Source organism: Mesorhizobium sp. L103C105A0 (assembly GCF_000502215.1).
Lineage (GTDB): Bacteria > Pseudomonadota > Alphaproteobacteria > Rhizobiales > Rhizobiaceae > Mesorhizobium.
In genome coordinates this window covers 251,673-266,841 of record NZ_AYXF01000005.1, presented here as the reverse complement: position 1 = coordinate 266,841, position 15,169 = coordinate 251,673, and the positions used below count along the sequence as shown (strand labels likewise).

At 63.7% G+C, this 15,169-nt stretch carries 15 protein-coding genes; 11 read left to right on the top strand and 4 right to left on the bottom strand.

The window, feature by feature from the left end:
* Window positions 1-2: 2 nt before the first annotated feature.
* Window positions 3-1,001: a helix-turn-helix domain-containing protein gene (locus tag X727_RS0134105; RefSeq protein ID WP_245274177.1), complete on the bottom strand. Its 999-nt coding sequence runs from the start codon at window positions 999-1,001 to the stop codon at window positions 3-5.
* Window positions 1,002-1,257: 256 nt separating this feature from the next.
* On the opposite strand from X727_RS0134105, the gene X727_RS147815 reads away from it, so the two are divergent.
* Window positions 1,258-2,415: a YbfB/YjiJ family MFS transporter gene (locus X727_RS147815; protein ID WP_023738455.1), complete on the top strand. Its 1,158-nt coding sequence runs from the start codon at window positions 1,258-1,260 to the stop codon at window positions 2,413-2,415.
* Between the two features lie 115 nt (window positions 2,416-2,530).
* Window positions 2,531-3,787, top strand: coding sequence for a peptide antibiotic transporter SbmA (gene sbmA, locus X727_RS147820; protein ID WP_023668493.1), 1,257 nt, complete (start codon window positions 2,531-2,533; stop codon window positions 3,785-3,787).
* A gap of 26 nt (window positions 3,788-3,813) precedes the next feature.
* Here sbmA and X727_RS147825 read toward each other — a convergent pair whose 3' ends face one another.
* A complete protein-coding gene (locus X727_RS147825) occupies window positions 3,814-4,818 on the bottom strand; it encodes a polysaccharide deacetylase family protein (RefSeq protein ID WP_023834492.1) in 1,005 nt (334 codons plus the stop codon).
* Between the two features lie 193 nt (window positions 4,819-5,011).
* Between X727_RS147825 and X727_RS147830 the strand changes: the two genes are divergently transcribed.
* Both X727_RS147830 and der read left to right on the top strand, forming a co-directional pair.
* A complete protein-coding gene (locus X727_RS147830; RefSeq protein ID WP_023729304.1) occupies window positions 5,012-5,674 on the top strand; it encodes a tetratricopeptide repeat protein in 663 nt (220 codons plus the stop codon).
* A 76-nt stretch (window positions 5,675-5,750) separates the two neighbouring features.
* Entirely contained in the window at window positions 5,751-7,256 is a 1,506-nt protein-coding gene (gene der, locus X727_RS147835; protein ID WP_023834491.1) for a ribosome biogenesis GTPase Der, read from the top strand.
* A 239-nt stretch (window positions 7,257-7,495) separates the two neighbouring features.
* Here the strand turns inward: der and X727_RS147840 are convergent, their stop codons facing one another.
* Window positions 7,496-8,404, bottom strand: coding sequence for a LysR substrate-binding domain-containing protein (locus X727_RS147840; RefSeq protein ID WP_023738457.1), 909 nt, complete (start codon window positions 8,402-8,404; stop codon window positions 7,496-7,498).
* A 117-nt stretch (window positions 8,405-8,521) separates the two neighbouring features.
* Here X727_RS147840 and X727_RS147845 point away from each other — a divergent pair, with 117 nt between their 5' ends.
* From X727_RS147845 to X727_RS147875, 7 genes are all read left to right on the top strand, one after another.
* A complete protein-coding gene (locus tag X727_RS147845; protein ID WP_023745507.1) occupies window positions 8,522-9,817 on the top strand; it encodes an MFS transporter in 1,296 nt (431 codons plus the stop codon).
* Window positions 9,818-9,953: 136 nt separating this feature from the next.
* Window positions 9,954-11,138, top strand: coding sequence for a cell wall hydrolase (locus X727_RS147850; protein ID WP_023668487.1), 1,185 nt, complete (start codon window positions 9,954-9,956; stop codon window positions 11,136-11,138).
* 265 nt (window positions 11,139-11,403) lie between these two features.
* A complete protein-coding gene (locus X727_RS147855) occupies window positions 11,404-11,796 on the top strand; it encodes an AtpZ/AtpI family protein (RefSeq protein WP_023668486.1) in 393 nt (130 codons plus the stop codon).
* 65 nt (window positions 11,797-11,861) lie between these two features.
* Window positions 11,862-12,620 (top strand): F0F1 ATP synthase subunit A, encoded by a 759-nt coding sequence (locus X727_RS147860; RefSeq protein ID WP_023745505.1) that lies wholly within the window; start codon window positions 11,862-11,864, stop codon window positions 12,618-12,620.
* Between the two features lie 68 nt (window positions 12,621-12,688).
* Window positions 12,689-12,913 (top strand): F0F1 ATP synthase subunit C, encoded by a 225-nt coding sequence (locus tag X727_RS147865; protein WP_006206606.1) that lies wholly within the window; start codon window positions 12,689-12,691, stop codon window positions 12,911-12,913.
* Window positions 12,914-13,005: 92 nt separating this feature from the next.
* A complete protein-coding gene (locus X727_RS147870; protein WP_023745504.1) occupies window positions 13,006-13,605 on the top strand; it encodes a F0F1 ATP synthase subunit B in 600 nt (199 codons plus the stop codon).
* A 10-nt stretch (window positions 13,606-13,615) separates the two neighbouring features.
* Complete coding sequence (locus X727_RS147875) at window positions 13,616-14,107, top strand: F0F1 ATP synthase subunit B (protein ID WP_023668483.1); 492 nt, start codon at window positions 13,616-13,618, stop codon at window positions 14,105-14,107.
* A 224-nt stretch (window positions 14,108-14,331) separates the two neighbouring features.
* On the opposite strand, the gene X727_RS147880 is transcribed toward X727_RS147875, so the two are convergent.
* Window positions 14,332-15,027, bottom strand: coding sequence for a ribonuclease HII (locus tag X727_RS147880; RefSeq protein WP_023745503.1), 696 nt, complete (start codon window positions 15,025-15,027; stop codon window positions 14,332-14,334).
* Window positions 15,028-15,169: the final 142 nt, after the last annotated feature.

Genomic DNA, 15,169 nt, shown 5'->3' with positions numbered 1-15,169 from the left:
GGTCAGGTGAAAGCGCTCGTGACGTCCGTTCTGCTGTGGCCTGCCGGGTGNGCCATCGGCAGCATGGTCAGGTGAAAGCGCTCGTGACGTCCGTTCTGCTGTGGCCTGCCGGGTGCGATCCGCTCCAGCGTGATGCCAAGCTTGATGAAGCGCACGACAAGCGGCGTCAGCCCGGTGACGCCGGCCGATGCGAAGGGCGGGCCATTGTCGCTNGCCGTTCGGTCGGCTTCCGGTGCCTCGGCCATCGGCAGCATGGTCAGGTGAAAGCGCTCGTGACGTCCGTTCTGCTGTGGCCTGCCGGGTGCGATCCGCTCCAAGGTGATGCCGAGCTTGATGAAGCGCACGACAAGCGGCGTCAGCCCGGTGACGCCGGCCGATGCGAAGGGCGGGCCATTGTCGCTTCTGAAGCGATCCGGCAGGCCATGCTCTTCAAACAGCCGTTCGAACACCGGCCAGGCTTCGCTATCGGCCGTCGACCCCGTCGCTTCGAGCGCCAGAAGATAGCGGCTCGACGCATCCATCACCGTCAAGGGTTCGCAACGCCAGCCGTCGCGGGTCCGGAACCAGCCCTTGTGATCGCCAGTCCACACCGCGTTCGGTTCTTGCGGCTGTGGCCAGGGTCCATTGCCGCAGGCCCGCAGGCGGGGTCGCTTGCGGGCGCGGACAAGCCCATGCCGCGCAAGGATCGCGCCGACCGTCGAGGCTGAAGGCCACATGAACTCGGGAGCCGTGCGCCTGAGCCGTGCCACGATCTTCTTTGGACCCCANAGCGGATGCAGCTCCTTGGCCGCCACAATCCGCTCAACCAGATCCTGAGCTGTCGCCCGGCCATGATTGAGCGGGGCTCGCGGCAGGTCGTGCAAACCCTCAGGCCCAAACGTCCGATAGCGTCCTAGCCATTTGTAGCCGTTCTTGCGTGAGATCCCGTAGGCCGCACAAAGCGCAACCATCGTCTCATCCCCAGAAAGACACTCCACAACAAACCGTAGCCGCTCGTCCATGATNCGGTCCTCCGGCGGACAAGAAAACTGTCACCCATGCTATCGGTCCATTCTGTTACCTATCTATCCGGTTCGGACATAACCCCCTTCTCCCCGTCACTATACGGGGAGAAGGTGCCGGCAGGCGGGGCGGCGCGACGCCAAGTGGCCCTCGCGCCTCGGCACATTCACGCCAACGGCCACTGTCGCCGCCGCCAAGTCTGGCCCAACGCAAGTGGATTGGTCTGACCGGGCAGCACCCTTATTGTGCGCTGCAATGAACGCCGCTCCATCACCCTTGCGCCAAGCTCTCGCTGGCATGATCGCCATGGCCGTTGCCATGGGCATTGGCCGTTTCGTCTACACGCCGATCCTGCCCGGAATGATGGAAGAACTGCATCTGTCGCCGGCCGATGCCGGCTGGATCGCGTCGGCCAATTATCTCGGCTACCTCGTCGGCGCGCTTGCGGCGGCAGGCGGCTGGGCGCATGGGCGCGAGCGCCTGCTGATGTTTGGCGGCCTTGCCGCCAGTGCTGCGCTCGCCGCCCTGATGGGGCTGAGCGAGACGATGACCGCCTTTGTCGTCCTCCGCTTCCTTGCCGGTCTCGCCAGCGCCTTCGTCATGGTGTTCATGGCCTCGATCGTCTTCGGTCACCTGGCAGCCGCCAACAGAAGCGACCTGCAGGCGCTGCATTTCGGCGGCGTCGGCCTCGGCATCGCGGCATCCTCAGCGCTGATGGCGGTTCTGGTCACCGAACATGCCGGCTGGGCTTCGGGCTGGCTGTGGTCGGCAGCGATTTCCGCCGGCGGCCTTGCGATGGTCGCCTTGCTCGCCGGCAGCACCGCACCTGGCCGCGGCGTGGCCGACCGCGAACCGGCACTGCCGAGGGACCGGTCGTTGGCAAAAGTCATCGTTGCCTACGGCCTGTTCGGCTTCGGCTATGTGGTGACGGCGACCTTCCTGGTCGCCATCGTGCGCCAGGGCGGCGGCGGCCGCGTCTTCGAGGCAAGCGTCTGGATGGTCACCGGCCTTGCCGGCTTTCCCTCGGTCTGGCTGTGGCAGAAGGTAGCGGCACGGATCGGGCTTTATACCGCCTATGCCGTGGGCTGCCTGGTCGAGGTGGTCGGCGTCACCGCCAGCGTCGCCATCGGCGGCACCGCCGGGCCGCTGCTGGCGGGCGTCCTGCTCGGCGGCACCTTCATCGCCATCACCGCGCTCGGCCTGCAGACGGCAAGGCAGCTCGTGCCGGAGGCGCCGCGCCGGATTTTTGCGCTGATGACCGCTTCCTTCGGCATCGGCCAGATCGTCGGCCCGATCGTCGCCGGACTGCTGGCGCAAGCCTCGGGCAACTTCTTCCTGGCCTCGATCGTCGCTGCTGGCGTATTGCTGGTATCTGCTGGGATCACCTGGTCGGCCGCGCCAAAATCGCCATGATTGTGGTCTTGCTCGATGCCGGGCATCGGGTACGGGCATTTGCTTTCCACCTAATGTGTGACTTTATGCCCGCTGAACCCCGCTGATTTGCGCACCGACCGAGGATTTCACCACAGTGTTCGTATCCTTCTTCCCGCAGCCGAAGCTGTTTTTCACCTCGGCCGCCGTCTGGAGCCTTTTGCTCATCATAATTTGGTTTTTCGGCGGCCAAGAGCTGGGTACCCTGATTGGGCTTGCTCCGGTGGCAGCCGACACGCCCGTTGGCGTTGAAGTCTTTTGGTCTGACCCGTTCGTCTGGTTCTACCTATACTACGGCACGGGCGTAGCGCTTTTCGCTGGCTTTTGGAGGTGGTATTCACCCCATCCTTGGCAGAACTGGTCGATCCTTGGGTCCGCGCTCATTCTCTTCGTGATCTATTTCCAGGTTCAAGTGGATGTAGCCTTTAACGCTTGGTACGGACCGTTCTACGATCTCATACAGCGGGCGCTCGGCAAGGCGTATTCGACAACGCCGTGGGATTTCTACAGCCAACTGCTGACCATCTCCTGGGTCGCTGGATTGGCCGTTGCCGTGGGTGTCCTTAACCTATTTTTTGTGAGCCATTGGATCTTCCGCTGGCGCACGGCGATGAATGAATACTACATGTTCTATTGGGACAGGCTTCGCACTATCGAAGGAGCGTCGCAGCGTGTCCAGGACGACACCATGCGCTTTTCCACGACGATGGAAGCACTCGGTGTGAATTTGGTCCGCTCGGTAATGACGCTGATCGCATTCTTGCCCGTTCTCCTCGTTCTGTCGAAAAATGTAACTGAATTGCCAATCGTCGGAGAGGTCCCTTACTCCCTAGTGGTGGTAGCGATTGTTTGGTCGATTTTTGGGACTACTTTCTTGGCGCTCGTCGGCATCAAGTTGCCAGGCCTCGAATTCCGTAACCAGCGCGTCGAGGCTGCCTATCGAAAAGAACTTGTTTATGGTGAAGATGATCCGAATCGTGCTCGGCCGCCCACTGTCGCCGAACTATTTAACAACGTGCGGCGAAATTACTTTAGGCTTTACTTCCACTACATGTATTTCAATGTGGCTCGCATATTCTATCTTCAGATAGATAATATATTCCCTTATATAGTATTGGTCCCAACGATGGTGGCCGCCAAAATCAGTTTGGGTCTATTGAACCGAATTCTCGATGCCTTCGGGCAAGTGCGCTCCTCGTTCCAATATCTCGTCAATGCGTGGACAACGATTGTCGAGCTTCTGTCCATTTACAAGCGCCTGCGTGCCTTCGAGGCAATTATCCACGGCGAGCCGCTTCCCGATATCGATCGTCGTTTCCTCGCGCGCCAGGCAAAGGAACCCGACCCGGCTTGATCCTATCTGCATAGACGGTTGGCGGCTCAGCCGCCCACCGCCGCCTGCCTCTCGCTACCACGTTGCCGCTGCACATAATCGCGAAAACTGATGCACTCGACATCTGATTTGACGCAGTTTTCGCCGGCAAAGCGCTCCAGCGCGTCCCAGTAGGCGCCGTTGTTCATCGGCGTGAAGTGGAAGCTGAGCACCAGCGGGATGCGCTTGCCCTGATATTGCCTGTCGAAGGCGGCGCGGAACGCCTGGTACGTCCGCTCGGTGAAGTCTGCCGCCTGGCTTGGCCGCTCGAAGCCGCCGGAATGCCTGACATAGAGATTGTAGTCCATGGCGATCACCAGCCTACCATCAGGGCCTTCCGGGATCTGCGGCAGCGAAAAGCGGGTCAAGCCGCCGCCGGTCGGCGGCTCGACCGGGCCTTTCGAAACGCCGCTGGCATCATAGTGGTAGCCGGCTTCAGGCAGGGCCTCATAGAGCCCTTTGCTGGTCGAGAGGTACGGCGCGCGAAAGCCGACAACGGCATGGGCAATATCGCGCCATCCCTTGGGCTCGGGTTCAATACCGTTGATCGCATAGGCGTTTTCCAGAATGCGCTCGAACGAGGCGAATTCCTTCAGCCAGTCGGCCTTGCTCCAGTCCTTGCCGTCGAAATGGCCGCAGCCATGGCTGGCGATGTCGTGGCCTTCCGAAGCGGCGAGCCCGATCTGATCGAGCCGATCGGCGACGTCCTGCTTCGAAGCGGCAAAGCCGATGTTGGATTTGCCCGCGGACTTGGCCGGAGCTGTGTAGTCGGCCCGCGTCTGCGGCGACAGCAGGAAGACGCAGGACAAAAAGTAGGTGAAATGCGCGCCGGTGCGCTTGGCCAGCGCCCGGCTGCGCTGCCATTGCGAGATCTCCCGGGCGCTATCGAACGAGATGATGACGATTTGCTTCGGCTTTGCCGGGGCAGGCGGCGCCGGCGGGTCGGCGAAAGCCGCACCAGCCATGGCAAGCACGGCTGAGGAAAACGCAACAACGCGGGACAAACGTGGCATCGGCAATCTGGGCTTGATCTGGAGGCAGTCCAAGCCGGCTATCGGCAAAATGTGGCGTGGGTGCGATCAACGTCGGCAGCTATGCGCCCGGCGATTAGCCGATTTTCCTGCCGAGCCCCTTCCATGCCCGCGAAATTTCGCTAAAACGCGGGCTCAAGAAGCGCCCCTGTTAGGGCAGCAATGGTTTTGATTGATGTCCGACGACAGTTTTATCCGCGAAGTCAACGACGAGATCCGTCGCGAGCAGGCGCAGGCGCTATGGGACCGCTTTGGTCCGGCGATCCTTGGCCTCGCCATCCTGGTGGTGCTTGGCACCGCCGCCTTCGTCGGCTACCGCTATTGGGACGAGACGCGCGCCAACCGCTCCGGCGATGCCTTCTCGCAGGCGCTGAAGCTTGCCAATGACGGCAAGAGCGACGAGGCGCTGACCGCCCTCGAACAGCTGGAAAAGGACGGCTACGGCGCCTATCCGCTGCTCGCCCGCATGCGCGCGGCGACCGTCAAGGCCGACAAGGGCGACTTTGCCGCCGCCGTCGCCGATTTCGATGGCGTCGCCGCCGACAACGCCATTCCCCAGGGCATTCGCGACATGGCGCGCCTGCGGGCCGCCCTGCTGCTCGTCGATCACGGCTCCTTCGCCGACGTCTCCAGCCGCGTCGAGGCGCTGACCGCCGACAACAACACGCTGCGCCACACAGCGCGCGAAGCGCTCGGCCTTGCCGCCTGGAAGGAAGGCAAGACCCAGGATGCGCTGAAACTGTTCGACCAGATCGCCGCCGATGACGGCGCCCCGCGCAACGCGCGCCAGCGGGCGACGCTGATGTCGGAATTGATCCGCGGCTCGGGCGCGTCATGATACGCATCGCCCAAAGCCTGCCCTCGGGCCTGACCCAAGGGCGCGCTGCGGTTTGGGCGATGATATGGATAGCCGGATGAGCTTCAAAGTCGCCATTATCGGCCGGCCCAATGTCGGCAAATCGACGCTTTTCAACCGATTGGTGGGACGGAAGCTGGCGCTTGTCGACGACACGCCGGGCGTCACCCGCGACCGTCGCGTCCACGCGGCCAAACTCTACGATCTGCATTTCGATGTCATCGACACCGCCGGTTTCGAAGACGCCGCCGCCTCGACGTTGCCCGGCCGCATGCGCGCGCAGACCGAGATCGCGATCCGCGAAGCCGACCTGATCTTCTTCACCATCGACGCCAAATCAGGCCTTTTGCCCGACGACCGCACCTTTGCCGAGATCGTGCGCAAATCCGGCAAGCCGGTCGTGCTGGTCGCCAACAAGGCCGAGGCCAAGGGCGCCCAGGGCGGCATGCTGGAGGCCTGGGAACTCGGCCTCGGCGAGCCGATCCCGGTCTCGGCCGAGCACGGCCAGGGCATGCCCGATCTGCGCGACGCGGTGATCGAGGCGCTGGGCAAAGACCGCGCCTTCGGCGAGGAAGAAGACGAGGCCGAGGACGTCGCCGCCAGCGAGGTGCTGATCGGCGAGGACATCACCGATCCCGACGCCGAACCTGCCTATGACGACACCAAGCCGATGCGCATCGCCGTCGTCGGCCGTCCCAATGCCGGCAAGTCGACGCTGATCAACGCGCTGATCGGCGAGGAGCGGCTTTTGACCGGCCCGGAAGCCGGCATCACCCGCGATTCCATCTCGGTCGACTGGGACTGGCATGGCCGTCGCCTAAAACTGTTCGACACTGCCGGCATGCGCCGCAAGGCCAGNATCTCGGTCGACTGGGACTGGCATGGCCGTCGCCTAAAACTGTTCGACACTGCCGGCATGCGCCGCAAGGCCAGGATCCACGAAAAGCTGGAAGTGATGTCGGTGCAGGACGGTCTGCGCGCCATCCGCTTTGCCGAGATCGTCATCATCGTGCTCGACGCCACCATCCCATTCGAGAAGCAGGACCTCCAGATCGCCGACCTGATCATCCGCGAGGGCAGGGCGCCGGTCATCGCCTTCAACAAATGGGACCTGATCGACAATCCGCAGGAACTGCTGGCCGAATTGCGCGAAAAGACCACACGGCTTTTGCCGCAAGTGCGCGGCATCCAGGCGGTGACGGTTTCGGCCGAGACCGGGCGCAGCCTCGACAAGCTGATGGATGCCGTCATCAAGACGCACAAGGTGTGGAACAGCCGCGTTTCCACCGGCAAGCTCAACCGCTGGCTGGAAAGCATTCTTGCGCATCATCCGCCGCCCGCCGTCGCCGGACGCCGGCTCAAGGTCAAATACGTCACCCAGGCCAAGACCCGGCCGCCGGGTTTCGTCGTCCAGTGCTCGCGGCCCGACGCGATGCCGCAATCCTATGTCCGCTACCTCTCCAACAGCCTGCGCGAAGCCTTCGACATGCCCGGCGTGCCGATCAGGATAGCGCTGCGGACTTCGGACAACCCGTTCGCGGGGAGAGCGAACAAGCGCAAGTGAGCGGTGACGGTTGCGAAATTCTCCGCAAGATTGGCGGGGCAGCACCCCCCTCTGCCCTGCCGGGCATCCCCCTCAAGGGGGGAGATCAGCAGCCGCTGCGGCCGTTCTCACCTTGCAAGATCAAAAATTGGCGAAAGCGTTGATGACAGCAATCTCCCCCCTTGAGGGCCCTTGAGGGGGAGATGTCCGGCAGGACAGAGGGGGGTGTGACGGAACGCGACACCGGGTGATCACCGCGTCTAAGCGACCTCTCTCAACCGCTCGTCCTGCGGCAGCGCCGCCACCGCCGCCTGCCACAAAATATCCGCCAGCCGCGTCGCCACCGGGTCCAGTTCGGCGTCTTTCTGGTGCATCACCAGCGCCATGGTTGGCAGCGCGGGTAAGCCCAACGTTTGCGGTGCCATCGTCCTGACATTGGCCGGCAGGCCGATATCCGTGCGGATCGTCAGGCCGAGGCCGGCGGCGACCGCCGCCCAGATGCCGCCAAGGCTGGGGCTGGAGAAGGCCATCCGCCATGGCAGGCCGGCGCGGTCGAGCGTTTCCGTCGTCACTGTGCGCAGCAGGCATGGCGCTTCCAGCGCCACCAGCGGCAGTGCCTCGCCCTCGCGTAGCCTGGTCTCGATCAGCTTTGCCGGCCCGATCCAGCGCAATTGCGCGTCGCCGACATGCCGGCTGTAAGGCAGCGCCTGGCCGCTGTCCCAGGCCAGCGCAATGTCGAGATTGCCTGATGTGATCCGCTCGGCGAGTTCATAGCTGCGCCCGATCCGCGCCTCGATCTTGACCTTGGGGTGCGCGCGGGCGAAGCGTCCGAGCACCTCCGGCAGCACCGCCTCGCCGAAATCCTCCTGCAAGCCGAGCCTGACCCAGCCTTCCAGTTCCACGTCGTGGATGGCCGAGGCCGCCTCGTCGTTCAACTCGAGCAGCCGCCTGGCATAGCCGAGCATGGTTTCGCCGGCTTCGGTCAACGCCAGTCCGCGGCCCGACTTGCGGAAGATCGGCGTCGCCGCCTGGTCCTCCAACTTCTTCAGTTGCGCGCTCACCGCCGAGGTCGAGCGGCCAAGCCGGTCGGCGGCCTTGGCGAAGCTGCCGAGTTCCATGCCGGTGACGAAGCTTCGGAGGACATCGAGGTCGAAGGTTACGCGGCGCATCACAACGATCCTGTTTTTCGGGAACAATTGTCAAAAACTTCCCGATATTCGGGATGAAGTTATGGCGGTAAAGACGAGGCGTCAAGGTCCCGAAAGGGCATCAACAGGAGTCCCGCCATGTCGATCGCCGACGCAAATTGTGAGCCAGGCCGGGTTGGCCGAGCCGCCGCCGTCACGTCGAAGGCTGAACGATTTCGCGCCAATCATCGCTGGAAGGTGCTTGGCATCGGCGTTGCCGCCAATGCCAGTTTCTCCGCCACCTTCGCCGGCATACCGGCGGCGGCGGTGTTTCTGCGGTCGGGCTATCACTTGAGCAATGGCAATCTCGGCCTGGTCCTCGGTCTTCTCGGACTGGGCGTTGCCTTGAGCGAACTGCCCTGGGGTCTGCTCACCGACCGCTGGGGCGATCGCGGCGTGCTATTGACCGGCCTTGGTGCGACCGCGGCGTGGCTCGCCCTGATGGCGTTGTTCATCGTGCCCTCAGTGACCTATGTGCCTGGCGTCGCAATGCTGGCCGCATGCCTTCTGGTCACCGGCCTGCTCGGCGGCAGCGTCAACGGTTCCAGCGGCCGCGCCATCATGGCCTGGTTCCACGAAGGCGAACGTGGCTTTGCCATGAGCATCAGGCAGACCGCGGTGCCGCTCGGCGGCGGGCTCGGCGCGCTGGTCCTGCCGTCGCTGGCATCGGTGCACGGTTTCGCGGCGGTCTTCGGGCTGCTGGCCGCCATGAACGCCGTCTCTGCGCTGTTTGCCTGGCGATGGCTGCACCAGCCGCCGGAACTGGACAATGCCGGCAGCATGGCCGTGGCAAAGTCGGGCGGTCCGGCGCCGCTGCGCAATGTCGAGGTCTGGCGCATCGCCACCGCCATCGGCCTGCTCTGCTTTCCGCAAGTGGCGGTGCTCACCTTCGCCTCCGTCTTCCTGCACGATTTCGCCGGCATGGCCACGCTCACGATCAGCGCCAGCCTTGCCGCGGTGCAGACCGGCGCGATGGTGATGCGCGTCTGGAGCGGCCGCTTCACCGACCGCCATGGCAACCGCCGCTGGTTCCTGCGCCTCTGCAGCATGACGAGCGCGCTTGGCTTCGCGGCCGTCGGCCTGCTGGTCCTGGCGGCAGGAGCCACGCCAGACGCCCATGCCGCGTTGATCCCGGCGATCGACGTGCTGCTGGTCGTTGCCGGCATTTCGGTCTCCGCCTGGCATGGCGTCGCCTACACCGAACTCGCCACGCTTGCCGGCGCCAGCCGCGCCGGAACCGCGCTCGGTCTTGCCAACAGCTTCGTCTTCATCGCCTTCTTCGTGGTGCCGACCGCCATTCCGGCTTTGCTGCTCATCTGGTCGTGGCCTGGCGTCTGGCTGGTGGGCGCGCTCTGCGCCATGATTGCATGGCCAATTTTCCTGCGGCCGAACTGACGGGTTGCCGGTCGGCAAACGGCGTCCCATTTCGGGCCGCTTCGGAAAAACACGATCAACCGCGTTAACCCCGCATCAAGGTTAATGCTTCACTTTGGCTCTCCAGTGGCTCAGTGGCGTTTCTGGAGAGTTCCCCGTGCATCGACGTGTCCTGAAGCGGCTGGCCGCCGCCGCCGGTGAGAAAAAACGTTCCTTCGTATCGCCATTGGTCATCGGGCTCGGCATCTGGATCGGCTTTCCAACTGTCGTCGCCTACCAGGACATGGGCAGCTTGATTTCCGGCCTCGAAGCTTCGGGCACCCGCTGGAACTCTTATGTCGAGCGCTCCGTCGCCGGCTCGGTTCATGCCGCCGAAATGCCTTTCATCGATTCCGTCACCACCGGTTCGCTCTCGGGCTCGGGCGTGCGCCTGCCCGGCGTCGGCAAGGTCTCGTTTCGCGGCAAGGGCAATGTCGCCGGCATCACGCCCGACGAGGACCGCATCATGCGCGCCGACAAGAAGGGCCGCATCATCCAGGTCTCGCCGGTGGCGCCGCCGAAGAACTTCAATGCCGGCTCAATCTTTCAGCGCACGTCCTCGCTGCTGCGGCCGAGCATGGACAGCGGCCTGAAGCTCGCCTTCGCCAAGCCCGGCATCAAGGGCAAGGAAATCCAGATCGCCCAGGCCTTCCATACCAATGTGGACAAGAAGCCCGATCCCGGCGTGCCGGCCATGCTTGCCGCGTTGGTCAACAATGACAGACCGGACGTGCTGGCCACCGCCTATGCCCAGGCCGAACCCGATTACGCCAAGGCCTCACCCTTCGAAGCGCTGCTGCAGGACGAGGAGCCGAGCAGCGGGCGCTTCATTCCGCCGATGGCCAAGGGTGACCACTCGTGGATCCAGAACCCGCTGCCGGCCAGCGTCTTCTCCACGAAGGAGCAGGCCTGCCTCGCCAACGGCATCTATTTCGAGGCGCGCGGCGAATCCGTGCGCGGCCAGGCCGCCGTCGCGCAGGTCATTCTCAACCGCGTCCGCAATCCGGCCTATCCGAACTCGATTTGCGGCGTCGTCTACCAGAACGACAACTGGCTGAACCGCTGCCAGTTCTCCTTCGCCTGCGACGGCCGCAAGAAGCGCATCGAGAGCCCCGCCCATTACAAGACCGCGCAGGACGTCGCGATGGCGGTCACCGCCGGCAAGATATTCATTCCCGAAGTCGGCTCATCGACCCACTACTACGCCAACTACGTCCATCCGGGCTGGGCGCGCACGATGCAGAAGATGACCAAGATCGGCCTGCATATCTTCTACCGCACCTATGGCGGCGGCTGGAGCTGAGCCCTTCGGCTTGCCTGTCGCAAACGAACCGCAAAGGCCCTGGAAGCCGAAATCGGACAACGGTCGCCGGACGGATTCGGGGCATGTGCCGACCCGATAGTGCCGGGCACGATGTCGCACCTCGCCAAGTGATTGATTCCAATAGAAAAAATACATGGCTTTGAAGTCCCGCCCGTGGCTTGACGGGCGCAAACCCTCTAACTATGTTGCCGGCGACTTTAGAAGCGGACGGACGGTGACGGTCTGACCGGGCAGGGGGGTTACGATGGCCGACAAGAACGGGCCAGACGGAACCGGAGAAACCGGCCGCGGCAGCAAGCACGAGGCCGACATCCGCGACGAAGATCTCGAACGCCGCCGGCGTGAGCTTGGAGCATCGCTTGCGACAAGACGGCCGGATCAGCTCGAGGGGAATGACGGCGCGAAGGCGACGGCCGGATATGGCCAGGCGCTCAAGCTGTCCAGCGAGTTCATCGCCGGGATAGTGGTGGGTGTGGGCCTTGGCTGGTTTCTGGATCGCGTGGCGGGAACCTCGCCATGGGGTCTGGTCGTCGGCTTGTTGCTGGGCTTTGGCGCCGGCGTGCTCAATGTCCTGCGTTCGTCAGGTGTTGTGGCGGAATTCGGAAAAAGCGAGAAGTCGCACGATCCGAAAGAATGAAATGGCGCGCCGCCAATGGCGCACAAGGACACTTAAGGCCGCTCGCGGTTTTGACGGGGATGTAAATGGCTGCTGACAAGGTCGATCCGATCCACCAGTTCCATATCGTCAAGCTGATTCCGATCAATATCGGCGGCTATGACCTGTCCTTCACCAATTCGGCTCTGTTCATGGTCGCGACCGTGCTCGTCGCATCGGCGTTTCTGTACCTCTCGACCTCCAGCCGCAGCCTTGTTCCCGGGCGCCTGCAGTCGGTTTCGGAAATGGGCTATGAGTTCGTCTCCAACATGCTGCGCGACGCCGCCGGAACGCAGGGCATGAAGTTCTTCCCCTTCGTGTTCTCGCTGTTCATGTTCGTGCTGGTCGCCAACCTGCTTGGCCTTTTCCCTTACTTCTTCACCGTCACCAGCCACATCATCGTCACCTTCGGCCTCGCAGCCCTGGTGATCGGAACCGTCGTTGTCTACGGCTTCACGAAGCACGGTCTGGGCTTCCTCAAGCTCTTCGTGCCGCACGGCGTTCCGGTGTTCCTGTTACCGCTGGTGGTGCTGATCGAGGTGATCTCCTTCGTGTCGCGCCCGGTCAGCCTCTCGGTTCGTCTGTTCGCCAACATGCTGGCCGGCCACATCACCCTGAAGGTGTTTTCGGGCTTCGTCGTCAGCCTGAGCGCGCTCGGCGCCGTCGGCGTTGCCGGTTCGGTGTTGCCGCTGGCCATGGCAGTCGCGCTGACCGCGCTGGAATTGCTGGTCGCTTTCCTGCAGGCCTACGTCTTTGCGGTGCTGACCTGCATGTATCTGAACGACGCCCTGCATCCCGGGCACTGACCTTAGAATTTCCGGCATCTTTCGCCGGATGGAATTGCAACGGAATTACAGATCCAAAGGAGTTCAAAATGGACGCAGAAGCAGCAAAGTACATCGGCGCCGGTATCGCTTGCCTGGGCATGGGCGGCGCGGGCATTGGCCTCGGCAACATCTTCGGCAGCTACCTGGCGGGCGCCCTGCGCAATCCGTCGGCCGCCGATGGCCAGTTCGGCCGCCTGATTTTCGGCTTCGCCGTGACCGAAGCTCTGGGCATTTTCTCGCTTCTCATCGCGCTTCTCGCCCTGTTCGGCTGAGCCCCTGTTCGGCCAATTATCGGTCGGACGAGCATTGGGAAGAATTGGCTGGCCGCATTCCTGCGGCCATGCCTGATATGAGGGGATAGTCCATGTTCGTGACATCTGCGTTTGCGCAAGAGTCCGCACCCGCCGCTGAAGGCGCCCACACCGGTACGGAAGGCGACACGCATTCCGGCACCGGCGTGCCTGCCGAGGCGCACGGCACGTTCCCGCCATTCGATCCGGCGACGTTTCCGTCCCAGCTTCTGTGGCTGGCGATCACGTTCGGGCTGTTCTATTTGTTCCTGAAGAAGGTGGTGATGCCGCGCCTTGGCGGCATCATCGACGTCCGCAGCGATCGCATCACGCAGGACCTCGACCAGGCCGCCAGGCTGAAGGGCGAGGCCGACGCCGCCGTTGCCGCTTACGAGCAGGAACTGGCGGAAGCCAAGGCCAAGGCCAACGCGATCGGCCAGCAGGCCAACGACGCTGCCAAGGCTGAAGCCGAGGCTGCCCGCAAGAAGGTCGAGGCCGCCCTCGACAAGAAGCTCGGCGAGGCCGAGGCCAGCATTGCTTCCATCAAGGCCAACGCCATGAAGGAAGTCGGCATGATTGCCGAGGACACCGCTTCAGCCATCGTCGATGCGCTTGTCGGCGGCAAGACGAGCAAGGCCGAGATCTCGGCTGCGGTCAAATCCGTGGCCCGGTGAGGAGCACATCATGGACGCCACATCTCTCGCAACGCTTTGGGCAACGGTTGCCCTCGTCATTTTCCTCGGCGTTGCCGTTTACATCAAGGTGCCAGGCCTGATCGCCAAGTCGCTCGACGCCCGTGCGACCAAGATCAGCGACGAGCTTGCGGAAGCCCGCCGGTTGCGCGAAGAGGCCCAGCAACTGCTCGGCCAATACCAGAAGAAGCGCAAGGAAGCCGAGCAGGAGGCCGCAGCCATCGTCGCTGCCGCCAAGCGCGAGGCCGACATGCTTGCCGCCGAGGCGCACAAGAAGACCGAAGACTATGTCACCCGTCGCACTGCGCTTGCCGAGCAGAAGATCGGCCAGGCCGAGCGCGAAGCCGTCGCCGAAGTGCGCGCCAGCGCCGTCGACATCGCCGTCGAGGCGGCCCGCACGCTGCTTGCCGGCAAGATCGACGCCAAGGCCGGCGCCGACCTGTTCAAGTCCGCGCTGCAGGACGTGAAGGCCAGGCTGAACTGAGCGGGGTTAACTCGCTGACATCAAGCCGCCCGGGCAACCTGGCGGCTTTTTTGTTGAGCGCGGACAATCTGCCCCCTTGAGGGGGAGATGTCGCCAAAAGCGACAGAGGGGTTCGGTGCGACCGGCCGCGACGCTCTTTCTGCGGCCAGTAAGGGCTAGCGCTTCACGCGCGGCGACCCCCTCTGGCCTGCCGGCCATCTCCCCCTCAAGGGGGGAGATTATCATTACTCCAACCCGGCGAAGCTCTCTTGCTCAACCACCTCAACTCCACCCAGCCTGAACGGCGCGAATGACGCCCGGTGCAGCCTTGCCACCGGACCATGCGCTTCGATCGCGGTGCGGTGCCGCACGGTGGCGTAGCCCATATGGACTTCGAACCCGTAGCGTTCGTGGTGGCTGCCGCAGCCGCACATCATGCGGTCGCGCATCACCTTGGCGACGATCGAGGCGGCGGCGATCGATTGCGAGCGCTGGTCGCCCTTGATCAGCGCGCGGCCTTCGCAGAGGAGGCCCGGCGGCACATCGCGGCCATCGGCCAGCGCCAGCTTCGCCTGGATCGGCAGGCCGGCAAGGGCGCGGCGCATGGCTTCCAGGCTGGCCTTGAGGATATTGCTGCCGTCAATGCCTTCGGCGCTGACCGAGGCCATCGACACGCCGAGCGCTGACCCCAGGATTTTCAGGAACAGCGCCTCGCGCTGCAAATGGTTGAGCCGTTTGGAATCGTCTAGCCCGTCGGGAATGTTGGCGGGATCGAGGATCACCGCCGCCGCCACCACCGGCCCGGCCAGCGGACCGCGGCCGGCCTCGTCCATGCCTGCCACCGGCCACAGGCCTTCAGCCATCGCCTTCGTCTCGAAGGAGAAGTCGGGCTTTTCGACGATTTCTAAAAGAAGCGGAGAATCGGAACGCGCGCGAGCCATGTTGCGGCGAGGTTCGCATCGGCTCCGATTCTCCGCAAGTCCCTCCAGGGTCGAGTGGGGCAAGACCGGGAGGGCACCGTCTGCAGGCCGGGGGACAGGCCGGACGGGATTCTTGGGTCGCCTGCCAACCACGAGGGCAGGG

Coding starts and splice junctions, on each gene's coding strand:
- X727_RS147870 (WP_023745504.1), top strand. CDS start 13,006: ATGTTCGTGACATCTGCGTTTGCGCAAGAGTCCGCACCCGCCGCTGAA.
- X727_RS147855 (WP_023668486.1), top strand. CDS start 11,404: ATGGCCGACAAGAACGGGCCAGACGGAACCGGAGAAACCGGCCGCGGC.
- X727_RS147875 (WP_023668483.1), top strand. CDS start 13,616: ATGGACGCCACATCTCTCGCAACGCTTTGGGCAACGGTTGCCCTCGTC.
- X727_RS147815 (WP_023738455.1), top strand. CDS start 1,258: ATGAACGCCGCTCCATCACCCTTGCGCCAAGCTCTCGCTGGCATGATC.
- X727_RS147845 (WP_023745507.1), top strand. CDS start 8,522: ATGTCGATCGCCGACGCAAATTGTGAGCCAGGCCGGGTTGGCCGAGCC.
- X727_RS147830 (WP_023729304.1), top strand. CDS start 5,012: ATGTCCGACGACAGTTTTATCCGCGAAGTCAACGACGAGATCCGTCGC.
- X727_RS147825 (WP_023834492.1), bottom strand. CDS start 4,818: ATGCCACGTTTGTCCCGCGTTGTTGCGTTTTCCTCAGCCGTGCTTGCC.
- X727_RS147865 (WP_006206606.1), top strand. CDS start 12,689: ATGGACGCAGAAGCAGCAAAGTACATCGGCGCCGGTATCGCTTGCCTG.
- X727_RS147840 (WP_023738457.1), bottom strand. CDS start 8,404: ATGCGCCGCGTAACCTTCGACCTCGATGTCCTCCGAAGCTTCGTCACC.
- X727_RS147880 (WP_023745503.1), bottom strand. CDS start 15,027: ATGGCTCGCGCGCGTTCCGATTCTCCGCTTCTTTTAGAAATCGTCGAA.
- X727_RS147860 (WP_023745505.1), top strand. CDS start 11,862: ATGGCTGCTGACAAGGTCGATCCGATCCACCAGTTCCATATCGTCAAG.